The sequence below is a fragment of the Synergistaceae bacterium genome, from assembly GCA_017450125.1.
Taxonomy (GTDB): domain Bacteria; phylum Synergistota; class Synergistia; order Synergistales; family Aminobacteriaceae; genus JAFUXM01.
The window spans coordinates 14,907-37,984 of the sequence record JAFSWZ010000033.1 but is presented as its reverse complement, the minus strand read 5'-3'; the positions used below and the strand labels follow the sequence as shown (position 1 = coordinate 37,984).

Genomic DNA, 23,078 nt, shown 5'->3' with positions numbered 1-23,078 from the left:
AATGTTCAAGGTTTTGTTGATGTTGATGGTAATGTTCGTTTCACCCCTTTACGCTGAGGAATCCCCCGCGTGGGTCAGTTCCCTCAATGCCGCACAGAATGCCTCACAGCTCGCGATAGTCTCAGGAACTCACGGCAGCAACGCGCGATTCTCACTGCACGAGAAGGATTCGGACGGAGTGTGGCAGCAGGTAATCTCCGCCCCCGCGTACATCGGCAAGAAAGGCTGGGGCAAGACCCGCGAAGGCGACGCTAAGACTCCTGTAGGCGTGTACACGTTCACGATGGCTTTCGGCATAAACGATGACCCGGGCAGTCCGATGGGCTACACAAAGGTTGACGGGACTCATTACTGGGTAGGAGACTCGAACTCCGACATGTACAACCAGTTTGTGTCGACGAGGGACTATGACGCTTTCGACAAGAAGGAGAGCGAACACATCATAGATTACGACATGGCCTACAAGTACTGCCTGAACATCAGCTATAACGAGGACGGAACTCCGGGTAAAGGTTCAGCTATCTTCCTGCACTGCTACACAAAGAACAAGTTTACGGGCGGCTGTGTCTCCCTGCCGGAAGACGTAATGCGCGAGGTCGTTAGGCACGTAAAGCCGGGCTGTGTCGTCGTGATGGACACCAGCAAGAACATCAAGGGGTACTGAGATGCACATACTTGCTGACCTGTTCATAACCTTCACGAAGATGGGCGCAGTAACTTTCGGCGGAGGTTACGCGATGCTCCCGATATTACAGCGCGAAATCGTCGAGAACAAGCACTGGGGAACGGACGAGGAACTTGCGGACTATTACGCCGTCGGACAGTGTACGCCGGGAGTTATCGCCGTGAACGTCGCAACCTTCATAGGCCGCAAGACTGCAGGAAATCTCGGCGGGGTTGTCGCAACGCTGGGCGTGGTGTTCCCGTCCGTCGTAATCATCACGCTCTTGGCCGGAGTGATTCAGGCGTATTCATCGCTCGAATGGGTTGCACATGCCTTCGCAGGTGTGAGGGTGTGCGTGTGCGTGCTCATCTTCAACGCCGTGATTAAGCTCTTCAGCAAAGCCATAATCGACAAGAAGACTATGTGCGTGTACCTTCTTGTTCTTGCGGGTGCGGTCTTCCTGAACGTTTCGCCGGTAGTGTTCGTGGTCTTGGCCGGAATTGCGGGGGTGCTTCTGAGATGATATACATCAGGCTGTTCTGGGAGTTCTTCCAGACGGGATTATTTGCGGTCGGCGGAGGAATGGCTACGCTTCCGTTCCTATACAGCATCTCAGACAGAACGGGCTGGTTCACTCACCAGCAGCTGGCGGACATGATTGCAGTCAGCGAGTCCACGCCCGGCGCGATCGGCGTAAACATGGCGACATATTCGGGTTACATCACTGCGGGACTGCCTGGAGCGTTAATCTCTACGACGGGACTCATAACCCCGAGCATCATCGTGATTCTGCTTATTGCGGCGTTCCTGAATGCTTTTCACGAGAATAAATACGTTGTGGGAGCGTTTTACGGTTTGAGACCTGCGAGCTGTGCGATGATTACGGCGGCGGGATTAATTCTTGCGCGTGTGGTGTTCTTCGGCGGGGACTTCGCGAACGGGCTGAGCATAAAGCCTCTGGTTCTTGCGGGAGTGCTGTTAGTATTCACTCACATAATAACGTTCACGAAGAAGCTCCACCCTGTAACGTGGATAGCCTTTGCGGCAGTGATGGGAATCGTCTTCAAGTTCTGAGAATAAGGGGCTGGAGGCCGTGATTGACCCCCAACCCCAACATTCTTACTGCAATTTCTGGTACTGTATCGCGTTTCCGTTCGGGAAGGTAAGAATCAGAGTGTTGCCGTCAAGCTGAATCGTTGCGGAGAAACTCTCTCCCCTGTTATTCTGGCCGGTCATTGTGTTGCCGTTGAAGCTGATTATCCCCATCTCCGACGGCTGGCCGTTAATCCATCCGTAGTACTGATTCCCCTGATACTGCACGACCCATTGCTGTCCGTTCACGTAAGCTCCCCAGACTCCGTCAATGTTCGGTCTCGGAGGCTCGGGCATCTTAACGTCCGGCATCTTCGGGAACTGCGTCGGCATCTGCTGAGTTGATGAAGGCGAAGTCTGCGGCGTTGAAGGCATTGCCGGTGCTGACGGCTCGGCGGGATGCGTAAAGACTCCTGCGATCATCTCGCCGCCATTCATGAACGTTATCACGAGGCTTCCGTCGTCAAGGTTCGGTGCGGCGCAGAGGAGCTCCTTCCTGCCGTTGTTTCTCGTAATGACTATCCTGTTGTCGGACACGATGAACTTCCCGATTGCCTGACCGTTCATCTTGGCCTGCCCGTCGTCGGAGAAGGTGTAGTTTGTGCCGTCAGCGGCCTTCCATGTGCCTCTGTACCAGCCCGCCGGAAACCACGTGTCATTGAGAGGGTACATGTAGCGTATCTCGCCCGTATCCGTTGAACCCAAGCACCAGATATGTTTCTGGCCGTCAGAGACTGCTACCGCGAAATCTTCCGCGATGCTCTCGTACTCTCCGTCCTCGTCGGAGGCGTAAGTCCTGAGTATCGGCACTGTCCCAGTGAAGTCGAGGAGCATGTACATCGAGGCCATCTCGTCCGCGCCCCAGAGGTCAGCATTGACGGAGAAAGTCCTCTGCTGTGGGTTGAGGATAACCATCGGTGCGATCTCTACGATGAAGTTTGTCGGGGCAAGTATCTTCTCACCGCCCGACAGCTGGGGGAGCTCCTTAGTGTGCATGTAGCGGCCGGGCAGGAGCGAGGCACCGTTCTTCTTGGTGAAGTCGATGTAGGGGGCGATGCGCGGATCTGATGCGGCGAGTTCAGGGCTGACTGCTCCACATGCGCATGAGGCGGTGAGCAGGACAAGTAACAGCGCGAAAAGTTTTCTGTTCATGGTTATACCTCCATAAAAATTTTGGTGGTGTAATTGTAGAGTAAATCCGGCCAAGAAAAAAGCCTCCCGTGTTTCAGGGAAGCTCTAATTTTTCTCTCTTACCGTATAGGGTTGAACTCCTTGTTAAGCAGCTCCCTGAAAGCCTCGAGGCTCATGCTCCCCAAGTCCCCTTCAGAGCGTTTCCGCACTCCGACTGTGTGGGAATCCTTCTCCTTGTCGCCGATAACCAGCATGTACGGTATCTTCTGGAGCTGTGCATCACGAATCTTCCTGCCCAGCTTCTCGCTCCTGCCGTCAATCTCCGACCTAACGCCCCACTTCATGAACGTATCCTGCAGCTCGCGGGCATAGTCTGCGTGTTCCTCAGAGATGGTGATAATCTTCACCTGCACGGGTGCGAGCCAGTACGGGAACGCTCCGGCGTAATGCTCAATCAGTATCCCCATGAAACGTTCAATGCTCCCGAACACAACACGGTGAAGCATCACGGGCGTATGTTCTGCTCCGTCCTCGCCGATGTAAGTTACGTCGAACCTTCCGGGCATCTGGAAGTCCAGCTGAATCGTCCCGCACTGCCACGTCCTGCCTATGCAGTCCTCGAGGTGAAAATCTATCTTCGGCCCGTAGAATGCTCCGTCGCCGGGATTGATGGTGTAGGGAGTTCCTGTGCTCTCTAGTGCCTCGCGCAACGCTGCTTCCGCCGTCTCCCACTGCTCGTCCGTGCCCATCGAGTCCTCCGGGCGCGTCGAAAGCTCCACTGTGTACTTGAAGCCGAAAACGTCAGTGTACACGTACTTATCGAGCTCCATTATCCGCAGAACTTCGTCCTTAATCTGCGAGTGCTCAATGTACGTGTGCGAGTCGTCCTGCGTGAAGCACCTTACGCGCATAAGTCCGTGAAGCACCCCGCTCCTCTCGTGGCGGTGAACGCATCCAAGTTCGGCCAAGCGCATGGGAAGATCCCTGTAGCTCCGTAACTGCGTCTTGAACACGAGGATACTTCCCGGACAGTTCATGGGCTTGATGGCGTAGGGCTTCTCGTCAATCTCCGTGAAATACATGTTATCCCTGTAGTGATCCCAATGCCCCGAACGTATCCACAATTCGCGGTCGAGAATCTGCGGTGTCTTTATCTCGAGGTAGCCGCGCTTGAGGTGTTCGCGCCTCCAGAAGTCTATGAGCGTGTTCATGATGACCATGCCCTTCGGGTGGAAGAACGGGAAGCCCGGCCCTTCCTCGTGAAGGCTGAAGAGGTCTAACTCTTTGCCCAGCTTCCTGTGGTCTCTGAGCTTGGCCTCCTCCATCCTGCGGAGGTACTCTTTGAGCTCGTCAGGTGTCCCAAAGGCTGTGCCGTAGATTCTGGTCAGCATCTTGTTGTGCTCATCTCCGCGCCAGTATGCTCCGGCAACACTCATCAGCTTGAAGTTGTGGAGCTTGGCGGTGCTCTCGACGTGAGGGCCTCTGCACAGGTCTGCGTATTCCCCCTGCCTGTAGACTGTTACGGTCTCCGCCTCAATGTCGTTGATGAGTTCCGTCTTGTACGGGTCATCAGCAAAGAGCTTCAGGGCTTCGGCCTTCGTCATCTCTTCGCGCGTAATCTTCTCGCCGCTACCTGCAATCCTGCGCATCTCTGCCTCAATCTTGGGCAGGTCTTCCTCAGTGATTGTGCCGTTCACGTCAACATCATAATAGAAGCCGTCCTTGATTGCCGGGCCGACTCCGAAGTGCGAGCCGGGATAGAGCCTCAGTATTGCCTGAGCCATAAGGTGCGCTGTGCTGTGGCGTAGGACTTCAAGGTCTTCGGGTGATAACTTTGACATGTGATACCTTCTTTAACTGTAATGTGAGATTTTGCGGGTAAGGATAACACCGAAACTTTCTCACTGCAAGCTGTGAGGTTTTCGTCAGCCGCGCCCGAGAATCCTCTTGACTGTCCGCTTTGCTGTCCGCAGAATCTTGAAGGCAGCTTCAAGCACTCGTTGATTCCGCCCAGAGATACAAACTGTCCGTACTTCGTAAGGTGAAAATCATGTTCAAGGCACAAGTACGCAAAGAATATGTAGTACTCAAAACATGCCCACTCGTTGAGGTATTTCTCTTTGGGGAAGCCGTCCAGCCATTCGAAGAATCCGGGAAGGTAAGAACACTTGTAGACCTGAAGCTCGTTGAACCAGAAGTTGTACCTGTAATTCTCCATCTCCTGCCTCAGCTTCGGGTTATCTAGTCAGGAAGCATCTGCGGAGCACAAAGAAACCGTTATACGAGATGTTAGAGGCGAACATAGAGTTACTGTTCCAGATTGAGGCCGACAGTTCCGCAAAATCGCATCTCTTGATGAACTTGGCTTCCGAATCAACCAGTATAATATAGTCGTACTGATTCATGATTTCACGAAGCCCCCAAAACTTTTTGGCCGCTACTTTCAATGTTGAAATGTACGTATTATATAGAACCGGCGGCAAATTATCCATGCAACAAAACGGGGAAGCCCCCGCCGCTGCAGCTCCCCGTCCAACAAAACAGCACCTAGCGTAAATGTGCCTATTTGCTGATGTACGCACTCGCCGCCATCGCCGCTATCGCCCCGTCGCTCGCCGCAGTAATCACCTGCCGCAGGAACTTGCTCCTGACATCCCCCGCCGCAAAGATCCCCTCCGCAGAAGTCTCCATGCGTTCATTCGTGATGATCCAGCCTCCGCTGTCCTTGTCCACGATACCGTCCACGCATTCAGCGTCGGGCTCCTGTCCCACGAACATAAACACTCCGTCAGCGTGAAGGTCAGAGAGCTCGCCGGTCTTGACGTTCTTGATGACGAGGTTCTCCACCATGCCATTACCCTCTATCTTCTCGACAACCGTGCTGTAGACGGGCTCAATCTTCGGGTTGGCGAGTGCCTTAGCTACTGCTGACCTGTCCGCGCGGAACTCATCCCTCCTGTGAATCAGGTACACTTTCGACGCAAATTTTGTGAGGTAGCACGCTTCCTCTACTGCCGTGTTCCCTCCGCCGACTACTGCGACTTCAAGGTCTTCGTAGAACATCGCGTCGCACACAGCGCAGAAGCTCACGCCCTGCCCGATGTGTTCTGCTTCTCCCTCGCAGCCCAGACGCTTGAAGTGTGCTCCCGTTGCCACGATGACCGCGTTTGCCTCGATCTCGTTCGCCTCGCCGCCCTTCGTCGTGAGGACTATCTTTCTGCCGTCCCTGAGCTCAACCCTGCTGTTGTCGACGAGCCTTATCTCCGCACCGAACTTCAGCGCGTGTGCCTTGAACATGTCGCCGAGTTCCGGGCCGGTGGCGTGCTCAACGCATGGATAGTTCTCGACCTCGTCGGTGTTGTTGATCTGCCCGCCTGTCGCCCCGCGCTCGAGCACAAGGACATCAAGCCCAGCACGTTTTCCGTAGACTGCCGCCGACATCCCTGCCGGACCAGCTCCGATGATAACCAGTTCACGCTTCTCCATAATTTTCAGCCTCCGTTCTTTGGGTGGAAAATATGATACCATGTTGCGCATTCACAAATTCACGGAGGGTGATTCTGTTGTCGGTAATCGAGATAAGCAGGGACAATCTGGAAGCTGAGTTCCTGAAGAGCGAACTTCCTGCGGTTATGGATTTCTGGGGGCCTGGCTGCGGGCCGTGCATGGCCATGATGCCCAAGTACCACGCTCTTGCGGACAACCCAAAGTACATAGGCCGGGTGAAATTCTGTTCGGTCGACACATCAAAGAACAGAAGGGCGGCCGTCTCGTTGCGGGTAATGTCTTTGCCGACGTTCCTGTTCTACAAGGACGGGAAGGAAGTTGCGCGCCTCACCGGCAAGAACACGGCTATTGAGGCGGTTACGGCCAAGATAGAGGAGTTAATGTAGCAGAGTGAACAGCCTGTGAGACTGATTTTATCCCTCAGGCTGTAAATTCTTCGTTATGCCGCGCTCGAAGTTCCAGTACACCGCAAGCGACACAACCGTCATCATCACGTCAGCGACGACCTGCGTCCAAACAATGCCGTACATCCCGAAGATTGCCCTCATCACAAACAGAAGCGGAATGTTGAACACAACCCACCTTGCCGTACCAAGCGCGAGAGCTTTTCCGCCGTGCCCGACAGCCTGAAAGAAGTTCACGAGGTGGAAGCACAGGAACATGAACGGAGTAGCCAGCACGCGTGCCCGCAGAAAGTGCGTTCCGAGCTCGACGGTCTGCGCGTCGGCAATGAACACCCTCATGATCTGTGCCGCAAAGACCTCGTACAGAATCACTGCAACAACACCGATCACCAGCCCGACAATCCGCGAGAAGTTCACGGCCTCACGCATTCTCTTGAAGTTGCGCGCGGAGTAGTTGTAGCCCACAAGCGGCATCATTCCCTGACACAGGCCTATTCCGACGTTGAGGGGTAACCTTTCTGCTTTGAGGACGATTCCTATGGCGGCCAGCGGAATATCTCCGTAACCTGAGGCCAGCTTGTCGATGATGATATATGTGATGTCGAAGAGTGTTACCGAGATTGCGGCGGGAACACCGACGGCGAAGATTGAGGCAACGTTTGCGCGGGAAGGCATGAAGTTGCGGATTGAGAGTGAAAGAATGCTCCCCTTGAGCCGCAGAATGACCACGAGGAAATACGTGCAGATTATGACGTTCGACAGCATTGTAGCAATCCCCGCACCTAAGACCTCGTAGCCCTTCGGCAGGAGCACGAACATGAACAGCGGGTCAAGGCCGATGTTGATTAAGCCTCCCATCGAGACACCGAAGCCCGCCTGTTTCGCGTAACCTGTACTGCGCAGAAAGTTGCTGAGTGTCATCGACAGGATTGTCGGGACTGCACCAATCACGATGACGCAGAAGGTGTACTGTTTCGCGAAAGGCATCGTGTCATTGCTCGCGCCCAGAAGACGGAGCACCGGCTCCATAAACGCAAACATCGAGAGTGCGAAAGCTCCGGCGGAGAGTATCGTCATGTAGAAGCTGAAGGCTGAAACGGTCTTGGCCTCGCCCTCACGGTGCGCACCCATGAGGCGGGAAATCAGCGTGCCTCCTCCGATGCCGAAGAGATTCGCGAAGGTTATGGAGATGTTGAAGACGGGCAGGAGCAACGAGACACCAGCGACCATCAGGGGATTATTGGTTCGGCCGATGAAGAAGGTATCAGCGAGGTTGTAGACGAGAATAATTAGCTGGCCGAATATCATCGGGAGGGCTAACTCAGTGAGAGCCTTCGGGATCGGCCAAGCCTCAAAGATTTCGCGGTTGTTTTCGTGCTTCATGACTAGGGAGCTACTGCTTTGTGTACGTTCCCGCCATCACAAAGTCTTCTGCTGTCGCTTCCGCCCAGTCCTCAGAGTCGCTCACGGTTACAGTTGCTTTCCCGCTGGTGAAGGTTATCGTTGCGACGCACCGGCTGTAGTTCGAGTCTGAGAGCTCGAGGGTGTTGTCCTCAATCCATCCGCGCGATGTCCAGCTGACTTCGTCCTTCCACCTGCTGAACGTAACCTCTGCTTCCTGCGTTGAACGGTCAAGAATCTTCACCGTAAAGAATGCCTCTTTGCCGTTGTACTCACCTTCCGGGACTACCGGGCCTTCGTCGAGGGGCTGGGGCTCTGGTTCAGGTTCAGGCTCTGGTTCTGGCTCTGGCTCGGGTTCGGGGTCTGGCTTAGGTGCTGGCCTTCTCGCCGGTTTTGTGGCAGGCTTAGGGCGTGAAGGGGTTGTGCTTGTGCCTTTGCGGAGAGCCTGAGCGATTCCGGGCAAAGCATCGGCGCGGTCGTTCGTGGCCATCGTGTAGGCCTCCATGCGCGAATAACCGTCAGCGATGTAGGCTTCTGCGGCTTCGTCGCGGCCTGAGGCGATCCACTCGCGCTGTTCTGCCTGAAGACGCGTGAAGACGCTCTTGGGTAAAGACTTCTTGAGGTTCGTCCAGACTGTCGAGAGTCTCTTGTCGGCTCTGGCGAAATCCGCACTGCTCTTGCGCATCCTGAGATACTCGGCATCGCTCAGTGCGAACGACGGAACGGACAGAAGCAGTACGAGGACTGCGGCTAATAGACGTTTCATGATAAATACTCCTCCTCATGGGATTATGATTTATTTATGATAGCAGAGATTCACGGAGAGAAACACGGATTAAACCACAGGTTTACTTGCGGAAAACAGGATTTCGTGTAAAATTTCGTACATGTCCAAGACGAACAGCAGAGATAAAACAGTAGCACAGAACCGCAAAGCCAGACATGACTACTTCATCCTCGACAGCTTCGAGTGCGGAATAGTCCTGACCGGCACAGAGATTAAGAGCGTCCGAAGCGGACACCTTAACCTGAAGGATTCTTATGCTTCCATCGAGAATGCTGAACTCTGGCTGTTCGGGGTACACATCTCACCCTACGAGAAGGGCACTTACTACAACCACGAGCCCGAACGTCCCCGCAAGCTGCTGATGCACAGGCAGGAGATTATCCGCCTCAACAGCAAGCTCCGCGAGAAAGGCTTGACCCTCGTTCCGTTGAGTGTGTACATCAAGGACGGACGGCGCGCGAAGGTTGAACTGGGCCTCGCCAAGGGCAGAACAACCCACGACAAGCGCGACATGATCGCGGACAGAGATGCGAAGAGGAGCATTGCCCGTGCAGTGAGGGGCAAAGGAAGCTACGACGAAGATTAACGAGGGGGCGACAGGTTTCGACGGCGCGAAGGAGGATCTGAAGGAGCAGGCCGGGGAAAGTCTATAATCACCCGTAAAACTTAGGACAAAACAATAAAAGTCGAAGATAATTTCGCACTGGCGGCCTAGTTGCCAGCCACGCCGACGGATGGACACCGCTGACGGTTCACCGAAGGTGTCATGAAAGTCAGCTCCCCACCTTGTAGAGAGTCCGGCAAGGTGATAGACCCGTAAGACTCTTGGAACTCCGAAAGGTTGTCCCTGACCTGACGAGGACGACAATCAACAGGGAATAAGCCTGTAGCAGCCATCACGATTGGCCCGCGTCGGACGGGAGTTCAAATCTCCCCGCCTCCACCATTTCATCAGAAAAGACAGAGCGTTTCTCGAGATTCAGCGAGGGACGCTTTTTCTTGCAAGTGTATAATTACCAGAAATTTCTCTTACTGGAGGTTTATGTTTCATGAAGCAGGTCAAGCTAGCTTTTGCGTTACTGGCCTTCCTCCTGTCAGTAGTATTACTTACGGGTGGGGGGGGGGGCACTGCTGAATCAGCGCAGACGATCAACGGCAAATCTCTCGGAAGCGTTGACGACGTGGTCAAAGAGGTCAACAGGGGAGAACTCTCAATCCCCAAGAAGGGGCTAATCACCCTAAGGGGCGGAGATTTCCAGGACAACACCTACGTCGACGTGTACGCCTCAGTGTTCGGGACGGACGCTTCAGCCTCTGACGCGCGGAAGATTTTCACGACATACCCAACTTCAGACCCAGCCGTCGGCAAGTATGAAGAGAAGAAAAGGTATCTCGATGGCTTGATGGGCAATCTAGTTCCCAACGAGACTGTTCGTGTGCCTGTGTATGAAGGCGAGCCTAAGTTCTTCCGCCCTGCCGTGTCCCGCAAACTCTACAACGGCAAAAGGGCGTTGATGTTCCACAACATAGCCCCGAACGGCAGCCTCAAGTATTACTTCAAGACCCTTTCCAGCACCAGAAGCGAGAACTCAACCGAAAGCACACCTACAGGGCTCGTGAATCTGGTCAACATTTCGGACTTCGGCACATATACATCGCCGGCGTTCTCAAATGCTGAAAACCTAATCAGCGAGGTGTACGGAACGGGAGTTATGTCTGTCAAGGGGTATGACCGTGAAGTTTTCGTTGCCGCTTCGGGGTTGACAAGGGTGGACATAAAATCGGGCTACGAGTCTGCGTTTTTGGTAGGTACTGAGTATAGACACGAGGTGAATCCCCAAGATAAACAGGAAGTGCGCCTCGAGTTTTTCGCCCTAAATGCTGACGGTAACGGCACGATGACGCAGGAGCCTTTGACCGCCCTGACGCAGACAACTCCTTTCAGGAAGAAGCCGTACATCGTATCAATAGCGGTCGGAGATTTTGACGGCGACAAATACAACAACGAATTAGCCCTGATGATTCACTCGCGCGAGGAAATCAGGCTTTTCGTCTACAGACTGAATTTCTCGGACGAGAAACTGTCGCTGATGTCTCTGGGCGATGCGAGCGGAATGCAGGTTTACTCCTCCACCTTGTGGATGAATTATTTGGAGGAACAGCCGGTAGCGGACATGACCGCAGGAGATTTTGACGGGGACGGCAGGGACGAGATCGCCGTACTCTACAAGAGGCCGAGCTATGCAACCGCACTCAAAAACGATAAAGGCTGGCGTAGCGGCCCGATGGTCGGCGACATAAACTGCAGGGTCTATTCTTGGAACGCAAACAGACGCTACTTCGACTACGCAGAGACAGCGAAGGACTACCACTACGAGAGACTTAAAGACGGCGCATTCGATCTCCTTCCCGAAGCGTGGGTTTCAGGAGTTGTAGGGCTGAGGGCAGCTGCGGCAGACCTCGACGGCGACGGCAAGTCAGAAATTGCTACCCTTCTGCTCGGATATGTTCACCATAAGCAATGGGACGCAAAGATTAAGGCCTACAGCTTGAGGTTGGACGATTTTTACGCTTACCCTCATCTTGCGGTCTGGACATTCAACAGAGGTTCGACAAAGCCCGTTCATGATGACTCTCACGTGAAGGGCGGGGGTGAAAGCGGCGAGAACAACTACAATTACGGTACTCTGTACACCCTTGCTCAGGACAAGAACACAAAACTTCTCGGCGATAAACCTTTCCTAGAGTGGCGGTACATCTACTACGACTCAGTACACAAAGGCCAAAACAAGAACGAGGGGACAAGCCCCGACAGCGTAAGATACATGTATGCTCCGCGCATGTTCTCGATAGCGGCAGGGCCTTTCACCGGCAGACTGGGAACGTTCAGGACGGTTGATGATATTGCGGTGGCTTGGAGGGACAGGGACGGCAACGACTGCGTAACAGTCTTCAAGTCGAAAGTCAACGCCGCTAAACAGTTTGACGGTTTCGAGGACGGAAAGCTCGCGATGAAGGATAAAGCTAATTCCAGTGCGAGCGGACAGGAGACGTTTCGCGGACTTGTGGCCGTTGACCTCGTAGGCGAGGGCGTTGAACTCGACAAGCCCGTGCACCTGCGGAAGAAGTCTAACAGAAGCTACATCGCGGCTCTTAACGCAATCCCTTATCACGTCGACACAGTCAGCGCGGACGGTTCAGACCTCACCGGCGGCGAGCCTGTAAACTTCACGTACAGCGAATTTATGAACGGCGGAGATATGACTGTTTCATACGGAAGATCCACCACCGATTCCACGACGAACACCGTGAAGCAGGACTTGAGCCAGTCGGTTGAAACAATGTTTGCGGCTGACCCCACCGGGACAGACCAGAACGTACAGGGAACACTCGGGACAGTAAAAGGTCTGACAGCGTTTGCGTCTGCGATAGGCGGTATAGCGTTCGAGTCGTACGTTGAAGGAATGAGCCCGGAGGCTAGGCAAAGATCGGTATGGAGACCCACAAACCCGACAGAAGGGCTTACTGACATGATAGACTTCTTCACGGACAAGGTGGACTCGGTTGACCAGCGCACCAACACTGAAACATCGACGACTACTATCGACAAGAACATTACGGCGACGACACACGATGCCATTCTGTACACCGACACGGCACGGCATATATGGCGTTATCCTGTTATGACGAGGCCGATCCCGATGTGGCTGGCTTGGGGGCCGAGAGTTGACTCGACACCTATCGACAATCCCAGCAGTGTGCAGGGCGACAAAGAACTTTACCTGACGTTCACGATGAGCGAGAACTCACCGCTTCACACGTCAAGCTCGGTAACTGATTCCATGTACCAGCCGCTTCATGAGGAAGGTAACTTCTTCTCGTACCCGTCCCAGATTGCGGATGTCGAAGGCTACAACGATGCGGGTATTCTTGCTGACGAGGACACGTGGGAGTTCAGCAGCGTGATGGACAACACGGGAATAACATTCACGAAGGCGACCAGCAATATGCAGCACGCCGAAAAGAACGTAACTCCGAGCGGGTTCACTGCAACTGTAGGATTCTTTGACAGGCTCTTTAACGGGGACAAAGCCAAAGGCTTGACGATGCCTGATTCGGACAACCCTAAAACGTTCTCGAAGGAGTACAGCAAGACCGAACGCATCAGCTACAGCCTGCAGGGCAGCTCAACGCTTACGGCCATGCAGGCTGCGGATCACACGGTGAAGATGCAGCCCTTCGTCGCGAAAGAAGGAGCAATGACGCTTGCGACGGCAGTAGAACTCTCGAGCACCAACCACGCCCGGCTGTGGGAACCGTCGAGCATCTACCAGCAGAAGCCAGACCCTGCGCTGCTTCTTCCGCAGAAATTCCTGAAGGACGGTATGACTTTCAGAGCCAACACCTACGACAAGTCAGCAATGAAGATAAGAGGAATAAGGTTCTACGTTCCTGACTTTGCGTACTACTCGGATAACAAGCTCTTGAACGGGCTGAATTATGAAATCCGTGTGCCTCTGTACAACGCGAGTTTCAAGGACACGGGGAGCTTCAATGTCCGGCTCTCATGGACGACAGATAATTCACCGACAGCACAGAGGACTACGATTGCGACAGTTCCGATGACGCTCGGCGGATGGAAGAACGACAGCAACAACAACAAGGGCACGGCGGTATTCAGCTGGACACCGAACCTAACACCCGGCAAGCAGTACTATTTCTACGTGGAGATTGACCCGGACAACGCGCTCGACGAAGTTCACGAGGCACGTTACGGAGCGGACGGCCGGATAAGCGACTGGGGCGGGAACAACACGGGCTTCTACCCGTTCAACGCCTACAACAAGGACGATATCAGGGTATCCGCCAGCGGAGTTATGACTGTGAAGGAAGCAGGTTTCCGTGCTGCCGCTGATGAAATTCAGCTTAATCCGTTGTCCTTCACGGACGGCGACGGCAATGCGATAACCGACATTGCGGAATACATCATCTCGCACAGCGATGACTCGTTTGTTCCGATGACGGCGAACTTCAACTATTCCGGCCAAGAAGTCCCCTATTCGTTCTTTGTGGGATATGTATTAACGCCTTCAGGGAAGCAGAAGCTGCCGAACGCAAGCATCAACACCATTGTTGACCTTAGCGAGCTTGAGTCCAGCGATATTGAGGATGTGTTCATGCTCGAAGATATTGCTCTGCTCAACGGACAGAATCAGGTTACGTTCAACGTCTCGCCGTCGGAGCTTCTGGCTTCAGCGGATGAGATAGAGGCTGTAGCTGATTATATGACGTTCGGAATAATAGCCCTGACCGAAGAGGACCTTGAAGCTGCGGCGGAGGAATTTTACGCCGGCGAAGATCCTGCATTCACGCTTGAGGAGCTTGCGGGTTATCTCGTGTCGAGCGCGACAAGCGGAACTTACGTGCTCAGCGCAGACGAAAATGTCTTCTGGAAGATTTCAAGCGTGAAGCTCAACGGTGCAGTCTCAGCGTCAGACGGAGACGACGGCGAGGAGGATGACAGGGATTATCTCGACATCGCCCTTGAGGCCGTCAGCACCGTCAGCGAGGACGAAGGTGCGCCGAGCGACTATGGCCGTATTGCGATAATAACGGTCAGCTCGATAGCAGGTTACACGCCGAAGGGAGTCTATGAGATAACCGTTCAGAAACTCTCCTATGATGACGATGATGATGTGTGGACGGACGCGGGAGTCCTGAAGTTCAGCACAGCAGGAGACGGCAGCACAGACGGGAACGACAGCGGGAATATAGCTCCTTCGTCGGGCGGCTGTAATGCCGGGTGGAGCATAATCATGCTGCTTCTTGCACTACTCAGCCTTTAACGTAGAACCGTGTGAATGATGCAGGGGCGTTTCCCAGAATCGTCGGGAGACGCTCTTTTTTGTGCAGTCAGTGTGATACAATTTCAGGCTATATCATTCATTACTTAGGGAGGCTGAGATTCTAAATTGTCCCCAAAAGGTGTTCACTACATCGTCGAGGTTTCAGGCTGTGATGACACTATCACTAACGTATCCAAGCTGCAGGACATCCTCGTAGAAGCAGCAAACAGAGCACATGCTCAAGTCTGGTCAGTATCCTTCAACAAGTTTCCCCCAAACGGAGTCAGCGGAGTTGTCGTAATCAGCGAGTCTCACTTGTCGTGCCACACTTGGCCGGAAGTGAACTATATGGCTCTCGACATCTACACCTGCGGCGCGCACACTGAACCCATGATAGCCGTTGACTATGTGCTCGAGCAGGTCAAGGCCTCACACATCCACGTAACGGAAATCACACGCGGGCTTGACGATGACGACCAGAAGTACTATCACTCGTTCATAACGTGGGAAGAAGACAGGCAGGAGGGTCTCAAGAAATGAAGCAGGTAATCTTTGCGCTGGTTATGGTTCTGGTTCTGCCGTTCGGTGCTTTTGCGGCGGGAATGTTCCACCTCGACAAGTCAGGTGATGAAGTCCTGCAGTCCCTCATTGCTGAGAAGGCGGCCAAGTTCACCGTTAAGACCTTCAGCGATGACATTACGGGGCTGGCGATACAGTACAACATCTACATTCCTGACGAGGACGGCAAACTTCCTGCAGTGTTCTTCATCGCAGACGCGAGCGCGGCGGGTAAAGACCCTTCATACTCCCTCACACAGGGTTACGGTGCGCTAGTCTGGCCTGACGACTGCATCGTGATTGTTCCGACGTACCCTGAAATGATACTCGATGACCACAACGGGCTTACGGTTACCGATTACGTTAAGCTGACTGAACGCTTCGTGCGCTGGGCAGTCGGGAATTACAGCATTGACCCTTCAAGAGTGTACGCTACCGGGCAGTCGATGGGATGCATGACGAGCCTGATACTCTCCGCGCAGAATCCCGGCCTGTTCACGGCGTGCCTGTTCGTGTCGGGGCAGTGGGACATCTCAGTGCTGCAGGGGCTTCGTGAGCAGAAGTTCATCTACGTCGCGTCGCTGGGTGATGACAAGGCCTCTAAGGGACAGCAGGAAGTTATAGACATGTTCACGAATGAGGGACTGCCTTTCGTGTGGTACAGGAACATTGACGCGCAGAATCCCGGCATCACCATTCCGGCCGGACAGCCCCAGAGCTTCATCACCTTCACGGCGGGCACAACACTTCCTGACGGCGCGGGGGCAGAGAAATACTCAGAGCACATGACATCATTTGATTACGCGTACAGAATGCAGACGGCCAGAGAATGGCTGTTGTCGCAAGTGAAAGGAGATTAATCATGGAGAACTTTTTTGACCACCCGAGACCAAGCTACACGTTCGAGATTTTCCCGCCGAAGGGCAACAAGAGCACCGAAGGCACTTACGGAGTGATAGACAGCCTCGCGAGCTTCAACCCCGACTTAATCAGCGTAACTTACGGCGCGGGCGGTTCAAGCAGGGACAACACTGTAGAGATTGCTTCAGGCATTCAGAACAGGTACAACACGAACGGAGTCGCTCACCTTACGTGCGTCGGGACGACGAAGGCTGAGCTGAAAGCCATCCTCGACGAGCTGAGGGCTAACGGCGTGAGGAACGTCCTTGCGCTTCGCGGAGACCTCAAGGACAAATCGGACTTGGGAGATTTCCACTATGCCAGCGAGTTAATCAGGTTCATTCACGAGGAGTACGGCGACGACTTCGACATTTTCGCGGCGTGTTACCCCGAGAAGCACCCCGAAGCCCCGTCGATGGAGGAAGACCTTGCGCACCTCAAGGAGAAGTGTGATTTGGGGGTAAAGGCGTTAATCTCCCAGCTGTTCTTCGACAATGATGCTTTCTTCGAGTGGAAGCAGAAAGTCCGCAGCATGGGAATAACCCAGCCCATAATTGCCGGAGTAATGCCCATCACTGCCGCCGCGCAGATTCCGAAGGTCGTAGAGATGTGCGGAGCTTCTGTGCCTGAGAGGGTGCGCAGGTTCGTCGAGGCGTACGGCCATCATCAGGGAGCAGTCAAGGAAGCCGGAATAGCCTACGCAACAGAACAGATTATTGACCTGCTGGCGCGGGGTGTTGAGGGTATTCACCTGTACACGATGAACCAGGCCGACACAGTCAGGAGGATTGACGCGGGAATACGCTCGATACTGTACGTGAAGCGTTATGAAGTCCGCTCCAACGGATAAGAATATCATTGATGCCCTGCGCTATATGCGTGTTCCGCCAGAGGGCCGGAGTGAAGAACTTGTGCGAACAGTCCGCGAAGCATTCACACGACTTGAGGTGGTAATCACTCCGCGTATAGTGTGGGGCAGATTTCGCATTGAACACTTTGACGGCGGAATAGAGCTTGAAGGCGGAAAGATATACAGCAGGAACATTGCCCGCCTGACCTCCAGAAGCAGTGAGTGCTACCTCTTGGCGGCGACACTTGGCCACGAGACCGACAGACAGATAGCCCTTGAACAGCGGAGAAACATGCTCGACGGACTTGCGCTGGATGCGTGTGCGTCGGTGATGGTTGACGAGTTCGCTGATGAAGCAACCAGGAGAGAGATTGTGCCTTCACTGCAGGAGGGAGAACATCTCACGTCGCGGTTCAGCCCGGGCTACGGGGACTTGAGCATGGACGTAACGGAGGAGATAATAGCGGTGCTTGATGCTACGAAGCGGATAGGACTGAGTGTAACACGGTCGCTGATGATGTCGCCGGTGAAGTCAATCACGGCTATAATAGGGTTATTCTTCAAGGAGGCGGGACGATGAAGATTGCTTACTCAAAGCTGAAGTTCAACATGATGTTCAACTGCGGGGAAATTCGAATCAGGACGATTGAGGATTTGAGGGAGAACTTCTTTGTTGAGGATGTTCTGGAGAATTTCGGTAGCGGGACGCTTGAACGGTGGCTCGATTGCCGACGCTACAAGGAGGAACTAGAGGCGGTCAGGGCACTCAAGGAGTCCGGGAAGACGAAGGCGCGTGAAATTCTTGAGGGGCTGATGAGGATATTCTACGCTGAGGCAGACACAGGAGAGATTGACGCGGAGCTTGAGTTCTATGATTATCTTGACGAGCGCAGGAAGTTCTGGGAGTACGTGAGGGAGAACGGCCTTCATGAGCTGGAGGAGTTGCGGGGCAAGGTCAGCAGTCTCACAAGTGAACACGATGACTTGCGTGGCACAGTGAGCAGTCTCACACGTGAACGCGATGACTTGCAGAAAAAGTATGATAGTCTCAAGAAGAGGGGGGATGATTACGCAGAGGCAGCGAAAAAATATGAAGCCCTGCTTGAACAGCAGAACGAAAAATTCCGCAAAGCATTAGATGAGGTCAGGGACATGGCAGTACGAGCAAACCACCAACTTGGTAAAGTTATTGAAGTATGCATGGAAGATGACGACTGCGTAGCGAGTGTCTATACCTATCTGGTCAAAGCTCTGCTTGGACACAAAGGCGACCCCAACGAAGATAGTCCTAGAGGAAATCTTAATACCATAACTGACTGCATTAACGAAACGTTATAGAGGGAGATAACATATATGGAGAAAATAAAAGTTAATGACAATCAGGCAGCTTTCATCGTACTCTTAAAGGAATTCATAGAGAGCTACGCACAGAACCACGAGACAATGCCCATCAGCGACTGGCTCGCAATGGAGCTCAAAGCCCACATGCCCGACAAAACCACCTCCGAAATCTCCTCAATGACCAGCGGAATACTCTCCTCACTCGAACTCACGAAGACCAAGCGCGAATCCCTCGACCGCGCCCTCAGCAAACGCGGCGGCTCAAAAGAACGCTGGTTCGCACAGGAACTCAAGAACGCTCAAGCAGAAGACCGTGTGCAGGACATCTACAATTCTGCGGTCAAAGCTCAGGGCGACACTCTCAGGAGAACCGGCATAATCGACGCAGAGTTCACCGAACCTCCCGCAGAGACAGCCCCGACCCCGCAGGATGCCGCCCGCGAAATCCAGAACGCCGCAGTTCTCGGGTCAACCGTCGACGCAGAAGGGTATCAGGTCGTCGGTGAAGTTCTAGGTGATGCCAGCTCCCCGCACAGCAGGTTCATCGAAGACACGCTCATTTCAGGGGACACAACAGGCCTGAAAGCTGCCGCCGCCGGTGCACTCAAGACAGGTTCGGAAAGAGGAATGCTCCCGGTTCTGCCCGCAGACACAAGCGATGACGTTTTTGCAGGAATGGGATATATGGCCGTCGAGAAAACCAAAGCCGCCGCGACAAAACTTCCCTTCATCGAGATAGTGGAAGAGGTTGAACGCAATGCTTTGGCTGTAGCTGCAGGAACTGCATCAAGCGTCAAAGGTGCGTCTGTCGGCGCGGCAATAGGCTCTGTGTTCGGGCCTGTGGGTACGGCGGTCGGGGGCGTAATCGGAGGAGTAACAGGCTTCATCGCGGGCTCAAGGATTACACACGCCGTAGTTGAGAAAGTTCAGGAAGTCAGGACAAAAGTCGTCGACACAGTAGCAAGTTATGTTGCCCCCGTGTTCAAGAAAGTCTGCGAGGGCGTTAAGGCAGTCGGCAAAAAAATTCTGGGCTGGCTGTTCGGCTAAAACATCATGCGCTGGCGGGCTTGATGCTGTATTTCTTCAGGCTCGTTCGCATTCCCTCTATCTTGTCCCTCTGAATGTCAGAGATTGATTTTGTCTCCTTACGTATGCTCAGCAGAAGTTCCGTCGTTATTCCGCTCATGCCTTCGATAAATGCCGTCTCCGATGCTTCCCTGACTATACCTTCAAGGTCCGCACCGTTATAGCCCTGCGTCTCCGAGCTCAGTTTGTCGAGGTCTATGCTCGGGCTGAATTTCCCGCGCTTCTGAAGGTGAATCTCCAGAATCTTTTTGCGCTCGCTCTGGTTCGGCAGGTCGACAAAGAACAGTTCGTCGAAACGTCCTTTGCGCAGAAACTCGGGCGGGAGCTTCGAGATGTCGTTTGCCGTAGCCGCGACGAAAACACTGCTCTTCTTCTCCTGCATCCACGTCAGAAACTGCCCGAACAGCCTCGTAGTTACGCCGCTGCTGTCCCCGCCTATTCCAGCAAAAGCCTTCTCCAGCTCGTCAACCCAAAGGACGCACGGACTTACAGCCTCCGCGAGCCTCAATGCACGGCGCATGTTGTCTTCCGATTCGCCGACGTACTTTCCCATCAGCCTGCCGACATCGAGACGGATTAACGGTGCGTTGAAGAGACGGGCTGTAGCTTTTGCCGTGAGACTTTTTCCACACCCGGGCATACCGAGAATCAGTACTCCTCCGGGAATGTCTACCTTCTGCTTCCGTGCCTCGTCAAGCCGTGAAAATATCTTGGCCTTGCGTTCAAGCCACTTCTTGAGGTTCTCGAGGCCGCCGATGTCTTCGATGCTCTCGTCGAAATTCACCATCTCGAGGATGCCGGACTTCTTTATCATCTGTTCCTTCTCCTCAAGAATAAATTTCTTGTCCGCCTCGCCGATGCTTCCGCCCTTCTGGTACGCTATCGACAGCACCTGGTTAATCTGGAACGAACTCAGCCCCTTAAGCGAGAATATAAGCTCGTCCTTCTCCTTGTCGCTGAGAGTTACCGACACAGCTTCAGCAAAAGTCTCCACGCAGTCCCGTATCTCTTCGTCGTCGGGAAGCGGGACATCAATAAGCGTTATGAAGCTCTCGAGCTCAAAGGGGATGTTCACCTTCGAGTCAACGATTATGATTTTGGCGTTGTAGTCCTCGACGGTGAGTGCGTCCTCAGCTATGCGGCGGATCATTGCGATAACGTCGGGCGAGTCTATGCTGTCGTGAATGTCCTTGAGGAGAATGATTACTTCTTCGCCGTTGAAGGCATCGTCAGCTGTTGCTTTGAGGAAGTCTGTCAGGCTGTAGGGGTGCTGCTGGTTCTTGGTGGTGAAGTCGACGCTTCCGAGTGCGTTATTGAACTCGCGGAAGGCGGCATTTGCGGCGGGAGAGTTTCTGATTACATCGTCGACGGCGGCGAAATCTGAGTGGTGAATGTAGAGCACAGGGCACAGTGAGTCGAAGTAGGACTCGATGAGTTCTTTAGTTTCTCTGCGCATGACTAGACCTCCTCATAGTAGAAGTATAAATCTTCAAGCCCGTAATATGCATTTGAAGGGAACAGCTGAAATTCGTTAAAGGTTATTTTAAGCGCACAAGCCTCTGATATTGAAATTTTGGTGTCTCTGGATAAAATCATCAATTTTCCTTCACAGTTACCAGTATTTATTACTCTGCATCTGCACTTAGTTTTAGGGTCAAAGATTCTCAGCAGTTCACCGAGAATCTCCCGCGCACCCTTTGACGTGATGGCCTCAACACGCGCGAGCTTGTCCTTGTGCCCCCACGCCTTCAGCCACTTTGCGGGCTGTCTGCCTCCTCTAGTTTTGGGATGCGGTCAATTATACACAAAAAATTTCCCCGCGACGTTAATCACGGGCAAATCTCAAGTGTAGTATTAACGCTTGAACGGATGCTGAAGGTATGACGCGTAATCTCCTCCGCAGTGAATTGTGTGCTTCCCCTTGTTGTCGGGCTTCACCGGCGCAGTCCCGGGCATCATTGAGCCGGCCTCGTCGCTCGCACTGACTACGAGCCTCAGCTGTTCACCCGCATACAGCACCAGACCCACCGGGTACATCTCAATCTCCACAGGCACAACCTCGCCCGCCTTGAGCTTCTCGACGCGGTCAAACGTGTGGTACGGAATCTCCGGCGTGGACTTCTCAGCGTCAAGATGCCTCATCGACACCCTGAGCCTTCCCGTGCTCCCGCGATAACGCAGGATGCTTCCGCCCTTCTCCGTGAGGTCATGGCTTCGCGCGCTGTGATTCGGCACAGTGAACTGCTGGAGCATCGTCCCGAACCTGTCGAGCTTGTACAGTGAGATATACACATCCATATCATCATAACCTTCCGCGTCGTACTTGGCCGGAACGTCAGCTTCTGCTGGTTTGGCTGTGAGGGTTCGTGTCATTCCGTCGAGGTACAGCCTCTCGTAGCTCACACCAGAGGGCGGGAACGTCTCAGCCGCAATGCCCGTAGCGTTGCCTCCCTCGAAGTCGTGAAGAGAGTAGCGCACCGTCGGAGTTTTCTCCCAGCCGTTGTCTATGTCCTTCAGGAAACGGTCAAAGAATTTCCGCCTGTCCTCCATCTGTTCAGCGTCGTAGAAGTCCGGCCACTCCTGCCCGTCGTGAATGCGAAGCCACTTTTTGCCGTCTGGAATTGCCCGCCACGCTCGGAATGTTCCCATTGTGTGGAGTGTGTTGCTGCAACTCGCGACAACATATGCCGGGCAGGTTATGCGTTCGGGGTGCGCAATCTTGTCCGAATCATAACGGATTATTAGCGAAGTGGTAGCTGAGGCCTAGAGCGGCGTATCCTCCCACTGCACAGGCTCTCCCTCGTGCGACTGGCTGAACTGTATACGCGCCGCAAATCCCACGTCCGTGATCCCTCTCCTGCTCACGAGGTCTCTGTATGCATCCGTTAATCCCTCTTCAGGGTTGATTGCTGACAGATGCGGAGGGTGTGTCGACGCTATGAACCACTGCGAGAAAGCGAGGTATGACGTTCCGCTGAGAGCAACTCTGCCATTACACCAGTCCTGAACCGCAAGCCACTCGATGAGGTCATAGCCGTCCTGCGCCTCGTGTGAACCTATCGTGTAGATTGTGCCCTCTGACTTCGTGATGCCGCGCGTGTCCGGGTTGCAGACTGCGTAACCGTGCGCGCACCAGTAGGCAGGGTCGCTTCCCTCGAACTTCTGAAGGCCGGATACTTTGCTGTTCGGGATTCCGACGAGCGCGAAGATTCCCTTGTAGCTCGGACGTGTGCCGTTGTCTTTGCCGTAGGAGCTCCAAGAGATTAACACGGGGACTTTCTCGTCGGTCGCCGGCCTGAAGATGTCGACGCACAGCGAAACGCCGTCCCGCATCTTCACGCGTACATCCTTCTCCACGACAATATCACACGGAAGAGGCATAAACCCTTCCTCAACCTGCCAGCCCTTAGGGAGAATGCTTTTTCCCGGAGCTATCTTCTGCTCACATTCGGGCTTGTACTGCTTCGACGGTTTGAATATCATCAGGTCTTCAAGTTCTGACATCCCGCAC

At 53.9% G+C, this 23,078-nt stretch carries 22 protein-coding genes and 1 other RNA gene; 13 read left to right on the top strand and 10 right to left on the bottom strand.

The genetic code is table 11. The annotated features are described in order from the left end of the window. Position 1 precedes the first annotated feature (1 nt). Genes IJT02_07095 through IJT02_07085 form a run of 3 tightly spaced genes read left to right on the top strand, consistent with a single transcriptional unit; the run spans position 2 to position 1,738 of the window. Positions 2-664, top strand: coding sequence for a L,D-transpeptidase family protein (locus IJT02_07095; GenBank protein ID MBQ7544694.1), 663 nt, complete (start codon positions 2-4; stop codon positions 662-664). Position 665: 1 nt separating this feature from the next. Continuing rightward, positions 666-1,187, top strand: coding sequence for a chromate transporter (locus IJT02_07090; GenBank protein MBQ7544693.1), 522 nt, complete (start codon positions 666-668; stop codon positions 1,185-1,187). Further along, a complete protein-coding gene (locus IJT02_07085) occupies positions 1,184-1,738 on the top strand; it encodes a chromate transporter (protein MBQ7544692.1) in 555 nt (184 codons plus the stop codon). The genes IJT02_07090 and IJT02_07085 overlap by 4 nt, the downstream gene beginning before the upstream one ends. A 45-nt stretch (positions 1,739-1,783) precedes the next feature. Here the strand turns inward: IJT02_07085 and IJT02_07080 are convergent, their stop codons facing one another. From IJT02_07080 to trxB, 5 genes are all read right to left on the bottom strand, one after another. Beyond that, on the bottom strand, positions 1,784-2,908 hold the full coding sequence (locus IJT02_07080) for a hypothetical protein (protein MBQ7544691.1): 1,125 nt from the start codon (positions 2,906-2,908) through the stop codon (positions 1,784-1,786). 98 nt (positions 2,909-3,006) lie between these two features. Further along, positions 3,007-4,728: a threonine--tRNA ligase gene (thrS, locus tag IJT02_07075; GenBank protein MBQ7544690.1), complete on the bottom strand. Its 1,722-nt coding sequence runs from the start codon at positions 4,726-4,728 to the stop codon at positions 3,007-3,009. Next, on the bottom strand, positions 4,653-5,105 hold the full coding sequence (locus IJT02_07070) for a hypothetical protein (protein ID MBQ7544689.1): 453 nt from the start codon (positions 5,103-5,105) through the stop codon (positions 4,653-4,655). Before IJT02_07070 ends, thrS begins: the two co-directional genes overlap by 76 nt. 19 nt (positions 5,106-5,124) lie before the next feature. Continuing rightward, a complete protein-coding gene (locus IJT02_07065; protein MBQ7544688.1) occupies positions 5,125-5,292 on the bottom strand; it encodes a hypothetical protein in 168 nt (55 codons plus the stop codon). 157 nt (positions 5,293-5,449) lie between these two features. Next, complete coding sequence (gene trxB / locus IJT02_07060; GenBank protein MBQ7544687.1) at positions 5,450-6,373, bottom strand: thioredoxin-disulfide reductase; 924 nt, start codon at positions 6,371-6,373, stop codon at positions 5,450-5,452. Positions 6,374-6,405: 32 nt separating this feature from the next. Between trxB and IJT02_07055 the strand changes: the two genes are divergently transcribed. Further along, positions 6,406-6,780: a thioredoxin family protein gene (locus IJT02_07055; protein ID MBQ7544686.1), complete on the top strand. Its 375-nt coding sequence runs from the start codon at positions 6,406-6,408 to the stop codon at positions 6,778-6,780. A 27-nt stretch (positions 6,781-6,807) separates the two neighbouring features. Here IJT02_07055 and IJT02_07050 read toward each other — a convergent pair whose 3' ends face one another. Continuing rightward, positions 6,808-8,181 (bottom strand): MATE family efflux transporter, encoded by a 1,374-nt coding sequence (locus IJT02_07050; GenBank protein ID MBQ7544685.1) that lies wholly within the window; start codon positions 8,179-8,181, stop codon positions 6,808-6,810. Positions 8,182-8,191: 10 nt separating this feature from the next. After that, positions 8,192-8,965 (bottom strand): DUF1311 domain-containing protein, encoded by a 774-nt coding sequence (locus tag IJT02_07045; GenBank protein ID MBQ7544684.1) that lies wholly within the window; start codon positions 8,963-8,965, stop codon positions 8,192-8,194. Positions 8,966-9,086: 121 nt separating this feature from the next. On the opposite strand from IJT02_07045, the gene smpB reads away from it, so the two are divergent. The 9 genes from smpB to IJT02_07000 all read left to right on the top strand — a co-directional run bounded on the left by smpB (position 9,087) and on the right by IJT02_07000 (position 19,528). After that, complete coding sequence (smpB, locus tag IJT02_07040; protein MBQ7544683.1) at positions 9,087-9,572, top strand: SsrA-binding protein SmpB; 486 nt, start codon at positions 9,087-9,089, stop codon at positions 9,570-9,572. Between the two features lie 3 nt (positions 9,573-9,575). Continuing rightward, positions 9,576-9,932: a transfer-messenger RNA gene (gene ssrA / locus IJT02_07035) on the top strand. A gap of 103 nt (positions 9,933-10,035) precedes the next feature. Continuing rightward, entirely contained in the window at positions 10,036-14,832 is a 4,797-nt protein-coding gene (locus IJT02_07030; GenBank protein MBQ7544682.1) for a hypothetical protein, read from the top strand. Between the two features lie 126 nt (positions 14,833-14,958). After that, on the top strand, positions 14,959-15,372 hold the full coding sequence (locus tag IJT02_07025; GenBank protein ID MBQ7544681.1) for an adenosylmethionine decarboxylase: 414 nt from the start codon (positions 14,959-14,961) through the stop codon (positions 15,370-15,372). Then, complete coding sequence (locus tag IJT02_07020) at positions 15,369-16,250, top strand: hypothetical protein (protein MBQ7544680.1); 882 nt, start codon at positions 15,369-15,371, stop codon at positions 16,248-16,250. Before IJT02_07025 ends, IJT02_07020 begins: the two co-directional genes overlap by 4 nt. A 2-nt stretch (positions 16,251-16,252) precedes the next feature. Then, a complete protein-coding gene (gene metF, locus IJT02_07015; GenBank protein ID MBQ7544679.1) occupies positions 16,253-17,140 on the top strand; it encodes a methylenetetrahydrofolate reductase [NAD(P)H] in 888 nt (295 codons plus the stop codon). Continuing rightward, the gene (locus IJT02_07010; protein MBQ7544678.1) at positions 17,118-17,720 is read left to right on the top strand and encodes a methionine synthase; all 603 of its coding nucleotides are present in this window, start codon (positions 17,118-17,120) and stop codon (positions 17,718-17,720) included. Before metF ends, IJT02_07010 begins: the two co-directional genes overlap by 23 nt. Next, a complete protein-coding gene (locus IJT02_07005) occupies positions 17,717-18,478 on the top strand; it encodes a hypothetical protein (protein ID MBQ7544677.1) in 762 nt (253 codons plus the stop codon). The genes IJT02_07010 and IJT02_07005 overlap by 4 nt, the downstream gene beginning before the upstream one ends. A gap of 15 nt (positions 18,479-18,493) precedes the next feature. Further along, positions 18,494-19,528, top strand: coding sequence for a hypothetical protein (locus tag IJT02_07000; GenBank protein ID MBQ7544676.1), 1,035 nt, complete (start codon positions 18,494-18,496; stop codon positions 19,526-19,528). 4 nt (positions 19,529-19,532) lie between these two features. On the opposite strand, the gene IJT02_06995 is transcribed toward IJT02_07000, so the two are convergent. The 3 genes from IJT02_06995 to IJT02_06985 form a co-directional block, all read right to left on the bottom strand. After that, positions 19,533-21,023, bottom strand: coding sequence for an AAA family ATPase (locus IJT02_06995; protein MBQ7544675.1), 1,491 nt, complete (start codon positions 21,021-21,023; stop codon positions 19,533-19,535). A 398-nt stretch (positions 21,024-21,421) separates the two neighbouring features. Next, entirely contained in the window at positions 21,422-22,216 is a 795-nt protein-coding gene (locus IJT02_06990) for a hypothetical protein (GenBank protein ID MBQ7544674.1), read from the bottom strand. Positions 22,217-22,330: 114 nt separating this feature from the next. Further along, positions 22,331-23,071: a CocE/NonD family hydrolase gene (locus IJT02_06985; GenBank protein MBQ7544673.1), complete on the bottom strand. Its 741-nt coding sequence runs from the start codon at positions 23,069-23,071 to the stop codon at positions 22,331-22,333. Between the last annotated feature and the right edge of the window lie 7 nt (positions 23,072-23,078).